This is a genomic window from Leptotrichia sp. SK-5 (genome assembly GCF_055387215.1).
This window is the reverse complement of the sequence record NZ_AP028931.1, coordinates 2,476,942-2,490,943: the sequence shown is the minus strand read 5'-3', so window position 1 is coordinate 2,490,943 and position 14,002 is coordinate 2,476,942. Positions and strand designations below refer to the sequence as shown.

Annotated in this window: 15 protein-coding genes and 3 tRNA genes; all 18 read left to right on the top strand. The window is 30.2% G+C overall.

Features of this window, described 5'->3' with window-relative positions:
* Positions 1 to 359: 359 nt before the first annotated feature.
* Positions 360 to 1,043 (top strand): YczE/YyaS/YitT family protein, encoded by a 684-nt coding sequence (locus ACZ5B9_RS12165; RefSeq protein WP_147004724.1) that lies wholly within the window; start codon positions 360 to 362, stop codon positions 1,041 to 1,043.
* Between the two features lie 38 nt (positions 1,044 to 1,081).
* Positions 1,082 to 1,468, top strand: a complete 387-nt coding sequence (locus ACZ5B9_RS12160) for a VOC family protein (protein WP_147004725.1) — start codon at positions 1,082 to 1,084, stop codon at positions 1,466 to 1,468.
* A gap of 94 nt (positions 1,469 to 1,562) precedes the next feature.
* Positions 1,563 to 2,156 (top strand): flavin reductase family protein, encoded by a 594-nt coding sequence (locus tag ACZ5B9_RS12155; RefSeq protein WP_464422818.1) that lies wholly within the window; start codon positions 1,563 to 1,565, stop codon positions 2,154 to 2,156.
* Positions 2,157 to 2,321: 165 nt separating this feature from the next.
* The gene (gene radC / locus ACZ5B9_RS12150) at positions 2,322 to 3,044 is read left to right on the top strand and encodes a RadC family protein (RefSeq protein ID WP_464422817.1); all 723 of its coding nucleotides are present in this window, start codon (positions 2,322 to 2,324) and stop codon (positions 3,042 to 3,044) included.
* The gene (gene ricT, locus ACZ5B9_RS12145; RefSeq protein ID WP_464422816.1) at positions 3,041 to 3,547 is read left to right on the top strand and encodes a regulatory iron-sulfur-containing complex subunit RicT; all 507 of its coding nucleotides are present in this window, start codon (positions 3,041 to 3,043) and stop codon (positions 3,545 to 3,547) included. Before radC ends, ricT begins: the two co-directional genes overlap by 4 nt.
* Before the next feature lie 116 nt (positions 3,548 to 3,663).
* Positions 3,664 to 3,739: transfer RNA gene (locus ACZ5B9_RS12140), tRNA-Val, on the top strand.
* Between the two features lie 7 nt (positions 3,740 to 3,746).
* A tRNA-Asp gene (locus ACZ5B9_RS12135) sits at positions 3,747 to 3,823 on the top strand.
* A gap of 3 nt (positions 3,824 to 3,826) precedes the next feature.
* Positions 3,827 to 3,902 (top strand) — tRNA-Phe (locus ACZ5B9_RS12130).
* A gap of 337 nt (positions 3,903 to 4,239) precedes the next feature.
* Positions 4,240 to 6,855 (top strand): DNA translocase FtsK, encoded by a 2,616-nt coding sequence (locus ACZ5B9_RS12125; protein ID WP_464422815.1) that lies wholly within the window; start codon positions 4,240 to 4,242, stop codon positions 6,853 to 6,855.
* Positions 6,856 to 7,118: 263 nt separating this feature from the next.
* Entirely contained in the window at positions 7,119 to 8,165 is a 1,047-nt protein-coding gene (mreB, locus tag ACZ5B9_RS12120; protein WP_464422814.1) for a rod shape-determining protein MreB, read from the top strand.
* 121 nt (positions 8,166 to 8,286) lie between these two features.
* Positions 8,287 to 8,991 (top strand): SMC-Scp complex subunit ScpB, encoded by a 705-nt coding sequence (scpB, locus tag ACZ5B9_RS12115; protein ID WP_464422813.1) that lies wholly within the window; start codon positions 8,287 to 8,289, stop codon positions 8,989 to 8,991.
* Between the two features lie 18 nt (positions 8,992 to 9,009).
* Positions 9,010 to 9,696 (top strand): pseudouridine synthase, encoded by a 687-nt coding sequence (locus tag ACZ5B9_RS12110; RefSeq protein ID WP_015770435.1) that lies wholly within the window; start codon positions 9,010 to 9,012, stop codon positions 9,694 to 9,696.
* Between the two features lie 22 nt (positions 9,697 to 9,718).
* A complete protein-coding gene (locus ACZ5B9_RS12105) occupies positions 9,719 to 10,384 on the top strand; it encodes an HAD-IB family phosphatase (RefSeq protein ID WP_464422812.1) in 666 nt (221 codons plus the stop codon).
* A 23-nt stretch (positions 10,385 to 10,407) separates the two neighbouring features.
* Positions 10,408 to 10,611, top strand: a complete 204-nt coding sequence (locus ACZ5B9_RS12100; RefSeq protein WP_464422811.1) for a hypothetical protein — start codon at positions 10,408 to 10,410, stop codon at positions 10,609 to 10,611.
* Positions 10,577 to 11,374: a hypothetical protein gene (locus tag ACZ5B9_RS12095; RefSeq protein WP_464422810.1), complete on the top strand. Its 798-nt coding sequence runs from the start codon at positions 10,577 to 10,579 to the stop codon at positions 11,372 to 11,374. The genes ACZ5B9_RS12100 and ACZ5B9_RS12095 overlap by 35 nt, the downstream gene beginning before the upstream one ends.
* A gap of 69 nt (positions 11,375 to 11,443) precedes the next feature.
* Positions 11,444 to 11,743, top strand: coding sequence for an Asp-tRNA(Asn)/Glu-tRNA(Gln) amidotransferase subunit GatC (gatC, locus tag ACZ5B9_RS12090; RefSeq protein WP_464422809.1), 300 nt, complete (start codon positions 11,444 to 11,446; stop codon positions 11,741 to 11,743).
* 20 nt (positions 11,744 to 11,763) lie between these two features.
* Positions 11,764 to 12,510 (top strand): DUF4253 domain-containing protein, encoded by a 747-nt coding sequence (locus ACZ5B9_RS12085; RefSeq protein WP_464422808.1) that lies wholly within the window; start codon positions 11,764 to 11,766, stop codon positions 12,508 to 12,510.
* A gap of 21 nt (positions 12,511 to 12,531) precedes the next feature.
* Positions 12,532 to 13,995 (top strand): Asp-tRNA(Asn)/Glu-tRNA(Gln) amidotransferase subunit GatA, encoded by a 1,464-nt coding sequence (gatA, locus tag ACZ5B9_RS12080; protein WP_464422807.1) that lies wholly within the window; start codon positions 12,532 to 12,534, stop codon positions 13,993 to 13,995.
* The last annotated feature ends 7 nt before the right edge of the window (positions 13,996 to 14,002 follow it).

Sequence of the window (14,002 nt, the reverse complement as noted above, 5' to 3'; positions counted from 1 at the left end):
AAAATTAGTAAAAAATAAGGAGATTTTTAAAATAGCGAATCCCCTTTGCTTTTGTGTCAAACTTTTTAAAATGAAATTGAGAAATTTAAATAATATCAGAATTTTAGAAAAAATAAAAATATAAAGGGAGAATTGGTATAAGTATATTTCATGGAAATAATAGATTTAGCAAGATAAGAGTCTTTTCAGGAACACAATTAAAATATATCACTTTTTTATCAATGTTGACTGATCACGTGAATAAGGCTTTGATGTATCCTTTGTTAACAGAAAATGGATTTTTGAGATATGTGAGCGATGTATTTGATATTGAGGTTGTGTTTTAAAATAGGAATTTAGAATGGAGAAATGGAGAGAAAATGAACAGAATGATAAGAGCGTATGGATTGCTCATATTACTTACGATACTGGCAGGGATGGAATTAGCGCTTTTGGTAAAGATGAACGTAGGAGTTGGGCCTTGGGATGCGATGGCACTGTCTTTTTCGTTTTTGACAGGAATAAAAATGGGAACAGTAGCGATAATATGTAATTATTTATGTGTATTGGGACAACTTATTTTACTAAAAAAGGAATTTAAAAAGATAAATTTTTTACAAATACCTATTTCTATGTTGCTGGGATATTCAATTAATTTTTTTGTATATGTAGTTTTTAAAAATATGGCATTTAGTAACTATATTTTCAGAATAACAACTAATATTATAGTACTTGTATCAGTCGCTTTTACAATGGGAGCAATAGTAGTTTTGGGATTACCAACGTTTGCTTTGGAAGGTTTTTGCAGTGCGATTCATGCAAAAACTGGGATTCCTTTTGCAAAATTTAGGCAATGGATAGATTTTTTCTGCGTTGGGCTTGTAGTTATTTTGACACTTGTATTTCCTATAGAATGGAGTCTGCGTGAAGGAACGATAATTAGCATGATTCTTTTTGGACCTTTACTTGGAATATTTATGCCAAGAATTGAAAAACTCTATGAAAAATGGGATTTAGTTGATGGAAAAAGTCAAATTGAGAAAGAAATAGAAGGATTGGAATAAAAAATAAATTTTATAAAAAATATTGAAGGAGATTAGTTATGAAAATAAATCATGTAGCAATTTATGTAAAAGATTTGGAAAAAACAAGGGAATTTTATGAGAAATATTTTGAAGCAAAGGCAAATGAGAAATATCATAATAAAAATACTGGATTACAGACTTACTTCCTAACTTTTCCAGATAGTGAAGCACGGCTTGAAATAATGTCACGTCCTGAACTTTCGGAAAGAAATGATAAAATAATGAATGAAGGCTTTATCCATCTTGCTTTTAGCGTTGGAAACAAAGAAAATGTCGATAAATTGACACAAAGACTTGTAAATGATGGGTTTAGATGTTTAAGCGGACCTAGGACGACTGGAGATGGATATTATGAGAGTGTTGTTGAGGATTGTGAAGGGAATTTGATTGAAATAACGGAATGATAAAATATTTGTTTGAAAATTGAGAAAAAAGATTTGGAGAGTATAATTACTAAAAAGATACATAAAAATTTTCATATATTGAGGAGTGGTAATTATGTTTAAAAAATTAGAGAAAAATGGGTTTTATTATGGATTTCCAGTATTACTGATGACTACAAAGGATAAAGAAACAGGCAAAAACAACATAACTCCATTATCATCTTCATTTGTACTTGGAAAATCAATAGTTGTGGGAATAGGATTTGGAAATAAGGGATTTAAGAATATTGAAGCTGGATCGGATGTAACTTTTAATGTTCCAGATGAAAACTTATACGAAAGTGTGAAAAAGATTGAAAAATTTACAGGCGATACAGAAATATCAGAAGTAAAGCAAAATCTTGGATATACATATTGTGAAGATAAGTTTAAGATTGCAGGATTTACTGAATTAGCTGGTGAAATGATCAATTCTGTGGGAATAAAGGAGTGTCCAATTCACATAGAGGCAAAAGTTACAGATATTCAGAAAAAAGACTGGTTTGCCATAGTAACCTGCGAAATACAGGGGATTTTTGTCGATGAAAAAATAATGAAGGATGATTCTCACATCGATACAAAGAAATGGAAACCTTTAATTTATAAATTTAGGGAATATACCTCAACAGGCGATAGATTGGGATTAAATTTTAATTTTCAGGAAATATAGAAAGTAAAATTTAGTATTTTGTCCGTTGTTTTTCTTAATATTGTTATTTTTTTCATTTTGTGATAAACTATACTCAAACTTTTTAAAATTAAATAAATAAAATTAAGTAATTTCGTAGTTTGATTTTAAATTGATAAATTTTAAGAAACATTTTTTGGGGGAAAAATGATGGGGGATAATAGAGAAATATTGACTTTTAGACAAAAGTTGTCTGAAGAGCAGGAAAAGGGGCATAGAGAAAGGCTAAGGCAGAGATTTTTGTCTGTAGGAGTTAAAGGCTTTTTAGATTATGAACTTTTGGAACTTTTGCTAACATACACGGTTATTAGGAAAAATTGTAGAGGAATTGCAAAAAATTTGTTAAAAAAATATGGAGATTTGTATACGATTTTACGTCAATCTGAGGAGGAATTACAGAAAAATAAGTATATGACACAAAGAACTGTTGTATTTTTAAAACTTTTGTTTGAAATTATAGAAAATGAACTTTATAAAAAAATACATAATAAAAAAATTAATATATCGAGTAATGTAAAATTATTGAATTATCTAGAATATTCCCTTTTGAAAAGGGATGTAGAAGTATTTAAAGTATTGTTTTTGAATACACAAAATGAACTTGTTAAGGAAGAAGAGCTGTTTTATGGAACTATTGATAAAAGTACAGTTTATATTCGGGAATTAATAAAAAAAATATTAGAATACAATGCAAAAGGCGTAATTTTGGTACATAATCATCCAGCAGGTTCATTAAAACCGTCAGAATCAGATATAATATTGACAAAAAAAGTAAAAGAAGTATTTGAAAATATGGAAATACGCTTGGTTGATCATTTAATAATAAGTGAAAAGGGATATTTTAGTTTTTTAGAAGGTGGAATTTTATGAAAATAATAAATATTAAATTTAGAAAAACAAAAAAAGTTTATCCTTTTATGATAAATGATAAAGAAGATTATAAAAAAGGGGATCACGTACTTGTAGACACAATTCGTGGTGAACAGATTGGAATAGTTTTGGGATTTGCTTTAAATAAGGAACAAAATGAACAAGATGATTTAAAAATTAGAGAAGTAAAAAGAAAATTATCAAATAAAGAGATTGAAAAGTTAAAGGAACTTGATAAAAAAGCAGACGAAGCCTATTTTAAATGTAAAAAAATAGTAAAATATCTGTTGCCAGAAATGAATCTTGTCATCGGAGAATACACATTTGATGAAAGCAAACTGATATTTTATTTTACAGCGAACAATAGACTTGATTTTAGAGAACTTGTGAAGGAAGTAAACAGGACATTTAAAAAAAGAGTGGAATTTTATCAAATTAAGACAAATGATGAAGGTAGAATATTGTCAGCATTTGGGAAGTATGGACGAGAAATTTATTGGTAAACTTAGAAAAAACTGATATTTTAAAGTGAAACTTCAGTTTAGAGAATTTTTTTTAAAAAAGTAGTTGAAATATTGAATAAAATGTGCTATACTAATTAAGTAATAAAAAAGTTCGTGGTCGCATAGCTCAGTTGGGAGAGCACCTGCCTTACAAGCAGGGGGTCATTGGTTCGAGCCCAATTGTGACCACCATTTTTATGGAGGTGTAGCTCAGTTGGTTAGAGTGCTTGCCTGTCACGCAAGATGTCGCGAGTTCGAGTCTCGTCACTTCCGCCATTTGCCCAGATAGCTCAGTCGGTAGAGCAAGGGACTGAAAATCCCTGTGTCCGTGGTTCGATTCCGCGTCTGGGCACCATTATTAGTTTTAAACAAATTTTTCATAATATACAAGTCTGCAACCTATTAAAAATAACAGGTTGTATTTTTTTTATTTAAAAAAGTTACGGTTTTATAAGAGATAAAAGGTTTAGTTTTTTTTGATTTAATTGACTTTTAAAGTAGTTTTGTTATAGTATAAAAAAAATGACAAAATTGAAAAAATATAGTATAATGTATGATATTATGTAAAAGTTTTGTGAATTTATAGATATATACTAAATTTTTTCAAATATTGAACTAATGAAATGTCATAACTATTTAGGTTCATTGAATAAAAAATTTAAGAAAATAAAATTTTTAGAAAGGAAGACAAAATGAATAAAAGAAAAATCGAGGGTATAATTTGGTTTGTTGTGGGGTTTATATTGGTTTTATTGATGGCGAATAAATCCAGTATGTTAAGTGATAATGTTGGAGAAAATATTTTTGCACTTATACTAAGTGGAATTACGTTGTTTTTTGGAAAAATGACATGGTTTATAGCGATAGGTTCAATGATATACGGAATAATAATATTTTTTTATGAAAAAATTGGATTTCATATAACACAAGGAAAAATAGTTGCACTTATCGGATTATTTTTAAGCTGGTCGATGATTTTAATAAGAGGTTCTGTTGTCAAAGGGAATCCACTGGCAAATACTTTTACTGAGGCTGGAAGAAAATTGCTGGAGATAGGGTTTAATCGTGAGAGTGGAGGTATTCCGGGAGCGTTACTTTCAATGCCGTTTTATAGCGTTTTACATTTAAAAATTATGTTAATTGGTTTAATAGTTTTAGTGATAGCTTTCTTAGGTTGGTTAGTTAAGGATATGATTGAGTTGGGGTATGAACTTTTGAAAGAAGTTATGAAATATTATAAAAGTGACGATTATAAAGAGAAAAAGAGAAAGTTGGCTGCGAAAAAATATGCTGAAAATTTGAAAAAGACAGATTATAAGCGTTATCAGCGAGAAATGTTAAAAGCAAAAATTATACAATCAAGAAACGAAAAATTAAGTTTTGAAATTGCTAAAAAGCCAAAGGATAATTTTTTACAAAAGACGGAAGTTTATTCAAAAGAAGAACTTGCTGAAAAAGAAAAAGAATGGATTGAACTTTTTGAAGAGAAGGAAAAAGAAAAACAAAGTAATTTACAAAATATGAAAAAAAATTCAAATGAACAGAAAAATGATGTAAAAGAGTCTGAACTTAAATTGGAAAATATTGTAAAACCATCGGAAAATGTGAAAAGTTTTGAAACAGTAGAGGAACAAAATGAAAAAACAGCAGATTCTGAAAAATTTGAAGATAAAAAAGAAGAAACCGAAGAAAATAAAAAAATAGAGAAAAAGGTAGAAATAGAAGAAAAAGCTGAGAAAGAAGATAAGAGAGAACCTAAATTGGAAATTGTAACACCATTAAGGCGAGAAATGATAAATTCCGCACAAATGGATCCAAATTTTCAGGAGTTTCCCAAACTTGAGGCATTTGAGAATCCAGAGGTTGTAGAAAAAGGGTTTGAAGAAGAATTAAAAAAAGTGAATGCGATGTTTGATAATAACAAAGGATATGATGACGTTGTGAAAAAATCAATTTCTGAAATTTTTAAATCAAAACCGATGGATTTGAAAAAGAAAGAACAAATAGAAAAAAGCATAAGAGAAAATGTGAGTCATCTAGAAAATGTGCTAAAGGAATTTGGTGTGGAAGCAAAAGTTGTGAACTATGAATATGGTCCTACCATTACAAGATATGAGATTGTTATTCCAAAAGGTGTGAAAGTAAGTAAAGTTACGGGACTTTCAGACGATATAGCCATGAATCTAGCTGCAGAAAGCATTCGTATAGAAGCACCGATTCCAGGAAAAAATACTATTGGTATTGAAACTCCAAATAAAATAAAGGAACCTGTTCATTTTTCAAATATTATAAAGAATAAAGAGCTGGACAGCGGAGAATTAAAGGTAATATTAGGAAAAGATATTGTTGGACAGGATAAATTTATAGATATTGCTAAAATGCCACATTTGCTGATAGCGGGACAAACTGGATCAGGGAAGTCTGTTGCTGTAAATACATTGATTTCTACATTGATTTCTAAAAAATCTGAAAATGAAGTGAAGTTTATAATGGTAGATCCCAAAATGGTAGAACTTATGCCGTATAATGATATTCCACATTTACTTGTACCTGTAATTATAGATCCTCATCAAGCTGCAATAGCTTTAAAATGGGCAGTTAACGAGATGGAAAACAGATACAAGAAACTTATGGAAAATGGCGTTAGAAATATAAAAAGTTATAATGGACTTAGTTATGTTGAAAAAATGCCATATATTGTAATAATAATTGATGAGCTTGCTGATTTGATGATGGTTGCATCTGGAAGTGTGGAGGAATCTATAGCGAGAATTGCACAAAAAGCTAGAGCTGTAGGAATACATCTAGTTGTAGCTACACAACGTCCGTCTACAGATGTTATTACAGGGATGATAAAGGCAAACTTGCCAAGTAGAATTTCTTTTGCATTAAGATCACAAGTTGATTCGAGAACAATACTAGATAGTGCGGGTGCTGAAAAACTTCTGGGACAGGGAGATATGCTGCTTCTTGCCAATGGGACTTCAAAATTACAAAGAATTCAAGGTGCATATATTTCAGATGAAGAAGTTAGAAATTTAACAGATACCCTAAAATCTGCTAAAAAGGTAAAATATAGGAACGAAATTTTAGAAGAAATTGAAGACGAAACAATTGATATTGATCCATTTTTTGAAAATGCAGTAAATATAGCAAAACAAGAGGAAAAAATATCAATTTCAATGTTACAACGTAAACTAAAAATAGGATTTAACAGAGCTTCACGAATTTATGATCAGTTGAAGGAACATGGAATTATCAATTATGATAACCAATTAATAGGAGATAATATTGATGAAATTGATTAAAAAATGAATAAATTTTTCAATATTATTCGTAATTATGAAAATTCAGTATTAAAGTTGCTTGAGTATATTTGAAAAAAATGGTAAAATAGTTAATAATGAAAACAACATATAGCAATTCTAATTTAAAATGGAAGTAGAAGATTAGGCTATATCTATAGCGAGTACATTATTTTTACATATTTTTACTTGAGTTTTAAAGTGGATTGACTATAATTAAATAAAGATACTTTAAAGTAAAAAATAAAATGAAGGAGATAGAATAGATGAAATTTTTTGATATTTTTAAGACAAATATAGCACCAAAAACTACACGAGATATAGCTATTGATTTGGGAACTGCGAATACGGTTGTATATGTAAAAGGTGAAGGAATTCAAGTAGATGAACCAACTTATGTTGCAATTAACAAAAAAACAGAAGAATTGGAACATATTGGTGAAAAAGCTAAGGAAATTATTGGAAGAACTGCAAAACATACCGAAATTATCCGTCCATTAAAAAATGGAGTAATTTCAAATTATGAAGTTACTGAAAGAATGCTTGAAGAATTTTTACATAGAATAAAAAAAGATAAATTTCAAAGTTCAAGAGTTATAATATGTGTACCAAGTGGGGTTACACAAGTAGAAATAAGAGCTGTAATTGAAGTTGTAAAAGATGCAGGAGCGAAAGAGGTTTATTTGATTGAAGAGCCAATAGCGGCTGCAATTGGTGTTGGAATTGACTTATTTGAACCAAAAGGACATTTGATTGTCGATATAGGTGGAGGAACTACAGAAATTGCATTTATTGTATCTGGTGGAGCAGCATTATCAAAATCAGTTAAAATCGCAGGTGATCATTTAAATGAAGATATTATGGAATATGTAAAGGATGCACATAATTTATTAATTGGTGAAAGAACAGCTGAAGAATTAAAAATGAATACAATAAGTCAACAAGATCCTGAGTTTGAGTACGAAATTAGAGGTCGTGAATTAGGGGTTGGATTGCCGAAAAGTATGAAAATAAAAGCAGCTGAAATTGATCGAGCAATCAGAAAACATATTGATGCGATTATTGATGAAGTAAGACTTACAATAGAAGAAATTGAGCCTGAGGTTGCAGCAGATATTTATGAAACAGGAATTTTCCTATCTGGTGGTGGAGCAGGAATCAGAATTTTGAAAGAAAGAATTGAAAAAGAATTGTTGTTGAAAGTGACAGTTGGTGAAGATGCGATTCATGCTGTAGTAACAGGAATTGCAGAAGTACTTACAGACTTTAATAAATACAAGAATATCATTATTTCACCAACATACGAATATTAATTGAATAATATAGAAATTTAGGGGAATTTTCTGAACTTACAGTTAAAGGAGAATTCCCCTATTAACGCAAAATAACAAGTTTATTTGGCAAAAATAAAATAATGAAGATAAATGGTAGAATATGGAAAATTTTGAAAGCAAAAAAATTGAAATAAAAGAAAATAAAGATAGAGAAGAAACTATAAAAAATAAAATTAATGATATTGAAGAAAAAATTGAAACGATTATTTTTTTATCAAAAGAAATGATTACTGTGAAAGAACTTGCACAGTTTTATGGAATGGAATCTTTTGAAATAGAGGAAATATTGCGTAATTTAAAGGAAAAGCGGAAAAATACAGGAATAAATATAAAAATTGAAAATGGAATCGTATGTCTTGTATCAAATCCACTTTTTGGCTCTGATGTGAAACGATTTTTTAATCCAGAAATGAAATTAAAGAAATTATCCCGTTCAGCAATGGAAACATTGGCAATTATCGCATATAAAGGACCTATAACTAAAGCAGAAATAGAGCAGATCAGAAGTGTTGGTGTAGACAAGACTATGTCAAATCTATTGGAAAGAAAACTAATTTATATTTCTGGACGAAAAAAAACGGCTGGAACACCGAATTTGTACGAAGTAACAGATGATTTTTATAATTATCTGAATATTCGTGGGAAACAAGAATTACCAGGAAGTGAGCAGTTTCAAAAAATTGAGCTGCTTTACAAAGAAGATGAGAAGGCAGAAAATGAAGACTCAAAAGAGGGAGAAAAATTAAGTTCAGAAGAAGATTCGGAATCAAAAGCAAAAGAAGAAATTGAAAAAATAAAAGAGTAGAAAAAAGAGGTAAATAAAATGAGATTAAATAAATTTATAGCTGAAACGGGATTTTGTTCACGTAGGAAGGCTGATGAACTGATAAACGAAGGAAGAGTTACAGTAAATAAGCACGAGGCGATTATTGGGATGGATGTGAAACCTGAAGATGTGGTTAGAATTGATGGAGAAAGAGTAAAACTTAATACAAGATATGAATATTATATTTTAAATAAGCCAAAAAGAGTGCTTTGCTCAAATGAAGACAAGTTTGGGCGTAGACTTGCAGTAGACTTTATAAAATCACGTGCCAGACTTTTTACTTACGGAAGATTAGACTTTATGACAGAAGGGTTAATTATAATCAGTAATGATGGTGAAGTTTATAATCACGTAATGCATCCACGAAAAAAATTGTATAAAAGCTACATTGCAAAAGTTAGCCGTGAAATTGAAGATAAGGATATTGAGGCACTGCAGCATGGAGTTGTAATTGACGGGAAAAGAACTGCACCAGCAAAAGTTAAGAAAATTGACAAAAAGGAACTTAGAATTGCAATTTTTGAAGGAAGAAACAGACAGATAAGAAAAATGCTGGAAACATTGGGATATAATGTTAATTCATTAAAACGTATTAAAGTGGGAGAACTTACGCTTGGTAATTTGCAGGTGGGAGAATATCGTGCTTTGAATGAAGATGAAATTAAATATCTAAAAAGTTTATAAATTTTCTGGCAGGAGGAAAAAATTGGGAAATAATAAAAAATCAATCTTTTTAATAGATTTTGATATAACAATCAGTAAAAAAGATTCGACAGATGTTTTGCTTGAAATGCATCAGCCTGAATTTAAACAGGAACTGCGAAAAAGATACAGAGCTGGAGAATATTCTATAAGAGAGTTTATAAAATATGGACTAGGTTCTCTAAATATCACAAAAGAGCAGTATATCCAAACTTTGCAGGAAAATGTGACAATTGATGAAACTTTTATAGATTTTGTAAAAAGTGGAGCAGAATTTAAAATCGTTAGTGCAGGCGCAAGGCTAAATGTACAGGGAACACTTTCAAAATATGGTATAAACTTGCCAGATAGCGAAGTTATATCAAATGATTTAAAATTTAGCGGAACTGATAAAAACCAAATTACTGTGGAAAATCCATTTTTGGACAAGGAAGGTTATTACGGCGTTGACAAGAAAGAAGCTGTAGAAAATTATAAAAAACAGGGCTACATAACTTATTTCGTAGGCGATGGTCCATCTGATTACAAGGCATTGGAAGTGGCTGATTTTGCTTTTGTGAGAAAAGGGACTAGGGCAGTTAAGTTTTGTCAAGAAAATGGAATTGAGTTTTTTGAGTTTGGGGATTTTGATGAGATTTTGAAGTGGGTAGAAAATAATAAGAAATTTTAATTTAAGAAAAGAGTGCTTTTAAAATGAAAAAATTTAAAATAATAATAGAAGAACATGTTTCAGAAGAATTTGAAGTTGAAGCAGAAAATATGGAAAAAGCGTTTAATATTGCAGAGAAAAAATATTATAGCGGAGAATTTGTACTTGAACCAGGAAATGTTTTACATAAATTTATATTTGGAGAAACAGTTGATGGAAAAGAAAGTACAGAATGGATTGAATTTTAAATTATTAAGATTTTTGGAGTTTGGAATGAAACAATATGAAGCTGTTATTTTGACAATTGAAAGATTAGGTGGAGTTGCCACTTTAGGAGAACTAAACCACGAAGTTTTTAAAATTAAAGAGTGTGAATGGAAAACTAAAACACCATTTGCAAGTATTCGGAGAATAGTTCAGCAAAGAAAAGAAATTTATAAAATAAAGCCAGGACTTTATGGATTAGAGCAATTTAGAAAAGAAAATGAGTTAAAAGGAATAATTCAAGAAGATGAAAAAAATAAAAATTCTGAAGAAATAAAAAACTTTAATCATTCATATTATCAAGGATTACTTGTAAATATGGGAAATTTAAAAAATCTGAAAACTTTTATACCAAATCAAGATAAAAATAAAAAATTTATTGATAAAAAATTAAGTGAAATATCTTCATTTAATGAAATTCCAATGTTTACGTATAAAGAATTGGTAAAAAGAAGTTCGACGATTGATGTTATATGGTTTAATGAAAGAAAAATGCCACATTCTTTTTTTGAAGTTGAGCATTCTACTGATATACAAAATTCATTGTTGAAATTTTATGATTTACAAGATTTTTATACCAGAATGATTATTGTAGCAGATAAATGTCGGAAAAAAGAATTTGAAAATAAGATAAGATATACAGCATTTAATGAACTAAAAGCCAGAGTTAAATTTTTAGATTATGAGGAATTAGTTAAACAATATGAACAAACGATTGAAAGGTTATCATTCAATACACTTTTATAAAGTGTGGAAGCTAGCTGGAATTGAAAAATTAGGTTATAAAAAATAAAGATAATTGGGAATGGAGGAGAAATGTTAAGCAAAGAAGATGTACTAAAAATAGCAGCACTTTCTAAATTGGAATTTTCGGAAAGTGAAATTGAGAAATTTAGGGTGGATTTGAATAAAATATTTGAGCATATGGAAGAGTTGAATGGCGTTGATACTACTGATGTGGAGCCGCTTTTTAATGTGCTGGACTTAAAAGATAAATTGAGAGAAGATAAAGTTAGGGATGCTGAAATTAAGAAGGAAATTTTGGAAAATTCGCCTAATAAGGATGAAGAATTTATAATTGTGCCAAAAGTTGTTGGAGAAAATGCGGATAATTAGATTTTTTTAAGGAGAGAAAAATGTTGGGAAATGTAGACTTATTTGCAGATAAAATAAAATGTGATTATGAAAAAGTTAATGAAGATAGTGGAATAACAGAAGTTGTAAAAAGATACTTTGAGCTATTGGAAGAAGGTAAAAAAGAAGGCTTTATCCCTGTTTTTGTTGAGGTAAAAGATTATTTCAATGAAGAATTCCCTGAATTTGAGGAATACAAAAGAACAAGAGATGAAATTTTAGAAAATTATAAAAAAGTAAACTGCGCTCAGTGGTTTAAAGAAAGAAAACAGGAGTATATAGAAAATGAGTATCTGGATGAGGAATATGAATTTTCTGATAACAACGATTACTTAGATTATTTTAAAAATTTCAATGAAGATAAAACTTTATATCTAAATTCAATATTTGACATAGAAACTGGAAAAATAAGGGAAAATGTAGGATTATTTAAAGTTCCGACAGATAAAGTTTATGAAATTCCAGGATGGTTTTTATTTGGTGGTTTTAATGAATGTCCTTTGCCAGAAGAAATCATAGCTATCAGTAAATATTGGTATGAAAAATATGATGCACGAATTGTTGCGATAACTGATTCTGAAATGGAATTTTATTTGGAGAAATTTCCAAAAAAACAAAAAGAGGCTGAAGAATTGGCAATAGAGCAGTTTTTAGTTAGCGGGGATTTAGTTTTTCAAATTTATGATGAACTGGAGGAACTTTCAAAAGAATTATACAAAGCTAAAAATTGGTATTTTTGGTGGGATTAGAAAAGAAGAAAGGTGAAAAAAATGAATTTATACAAAAAAACAGCTAGCGAACTGGCTGAAATGATAAAGAATAAAGAGATTACTTCACAAGAAGTTACAAAAAATTTTTTAGATAGAATAAAAGCAGTTGAAGATAAGGTTGGGGCTTTTTCTAATATTTTTGAGGAGAAGGCATTGGAACAGGCTCGAAAAATTGATAGGGAAAATAATGAAGAAGGAAGAAAAAATTATGAAAATACAGGACTTTTTGGAGTACCTGTGGCGTTGAAGGATAATATTGTTTCAAAGGGAGATTTGACAACGGCGGCTTCGCAAATTTTGAAAAATTATGTGGGAGTTTATGATGCGACTGTTGTGAAAAAGTTAAAGGAAGCTGGAGTAGTGCTAGTTGGAAAGGCTAATATGGATGAATTTGCGATGGGATCTTCAAATGAAAATTCTTCGGTAAAATCGGCTTCTAATCCTTGGGATTTGGAAAGAGTGCCAGGAGGAAGCAGTGGAGGATCGGCTGCTGCGGTTGCGGCTAGTGAAATACCTGTTGCTTTGGGAACGGATACTGGTGGAAGTATTAGACAGCCTGCGAGCTTGACTGGAACTGTGGGGATAAAGCCAACTTACGGAAGAGTTTCGAGATACGGGCTTATGGCATTTGGTTCTTCGTTGGATCAGATCGGGGCTTTGGCAAAAAGTTCACAAGATTTGGCAAGAGTTATGCAGATAATTTCAGGATATGATGAAAATGATCCGACAACTGCGGATGTGGAAGTACCAGATTATTTATCTTTGCTTGAAAATGATATAACAGGATTAAAAATTGGGCTTCCAAAAGAATATTTTTCAGATGAACTGGATAAATCAATAAAGGAAGTTGTGGATAAAACCGTGGAAACATTGAAAAAACTTGGAGCAGAAGTGAAGGAAGTATCGTTGCCTTACACAAAATACGCAATTTCCACTTATTATATAATTTCATCGGCTGAGGCGGCTTCAAACTTGTCAAGATATGACGGAGTGAGATATGGAGTTAGAAAAAGTGATGAAAATATTGAGGAAATGTATGTAAAATCACGAACAGAAGGTTTTGGAGATGAAGTGAAGCGTAGAATTATGATTGGAAATTATGTGTTAAGTTCAGGATTTTATGATGCTTATTATAAAAAGGCTTCGCAGGTTAGAAGATTAATAAGAGATGATTTTTTACGAGTTCTTTCAGAAGTTGACTTGATTTTGACACCAGTTTCTCCAACAACAGCGTTTAAAAAAGGTGAAAAAGTTACTGATCCAGTTCAAATGTATTTGGGAGATATTTTTACTGTATCAATAAATATGGCTGGATTGCCTGCAATTTCAGTTCCAGCAGGATTTGTAAATGGACTTCCTGTAGGAATACAGCTGATTGGAAATTACTTTAGGGAAGACTTGTTATTCAATGTGGCGAATAAATTTGAGAAGGAACGTGGGGAGATAGAATATCCGGAGTTGTAAAAATTAT

Bases quoted from the DNA above. Each gene is read 5' to 3' on its own strand.
- ACZ5B9_RS12160 (WP_147004725.1), top strand. From the start codon at position 1,082: ATGAAAATAAATCATGTAGCAATTTATGTAAAAGATTTGGAAAAAACA.
- gatA (WP_464422807.1), top strand. From the start codon at position 12,532: ATGAATTTATACAAAAAAACAGCTAGCGAACTGGCTGAAATGATAAAG.
- ACZ5B9_RS12155 (WP_464422818.1), top strand. From the start codon at position 1,563: ATGTTTAAAAAATTAGAGAAAAATGGGTTTTATTATGGATTTCCAGTA.
- ACZ5B9_RS12110 (WP_015770435.1), top strand. From the start codon at position 9,010: ATGAGATTAAATAAATTTATAGCTGAAACGGGATTTTGTTCACGTAGG.
- gatC (WP_464422809.1), top strand. From the start codon at position 11,444: ATGTTAAGCAAAGAAGATGTACTAAAAATAGCAGCACTTTCTAAATTG.
- ACZ5B9_RS12165 (WP_147004724.1), top strand. From the start codon at position 360: ATGAACAGAATGATAAGAGCGTATGGATTGCTCATATTACTTACGATA.
- mreB (WP_464422814.1), top strand. From the start codon at position 7,119: ATGAAATTTTTTGATATTTTTAAGACAAATATAGCACCAAAAACTACA.
- ACZ5B9_RS12125 (WP_464422815.1), top strand. From the start codon at position 4,240: ATGAATAAAAGAAAAATCGAGGGTATAATTTGGTTTGTTGTGGGGTTT.
- ACZ5B9_RS12085 (WP_464422808.1), top strand. From the start codon at position 11,764: ATGTTGGGAAATGTAGACTTATTTGCAGATAAAATAAAATGTGATTAT.
- ACZ5B9_RS12095 (WP_464422810.1), top strand. From the start codon at position 10,577: ATGGAAAAGAAAGTACAGAATGGATTGAATTTTAAATTATTAAGATTT.
- radC (WP_464422817.1), top strand. From the start codon at position 2,322: ATGATGGGGGATAATAGAGAAATATTGACTTTTAGACAAAAGTTGTCT.
- ACZ5B9_RS12100 (WP_464422811.1), top strand. From the start codon at position 10,408: ATGAAAAAATTTAAAATAATAATAGAAGAACATGTTTCAGAAGAATTT.
- scpB (WP_464422813.1), top strand. From the start codon at position 8,287: ATGGAAAATTTTGAAAGCAAAAAAATTGAAATAAAAGAAAATAAAGAT.
- ricT (WP_464422816.1), top strand. From the start codon at position 3,041: ATGAAAATAATAAATATTAAATTTAGAAAAACAAAAAAAGTTTATCCT.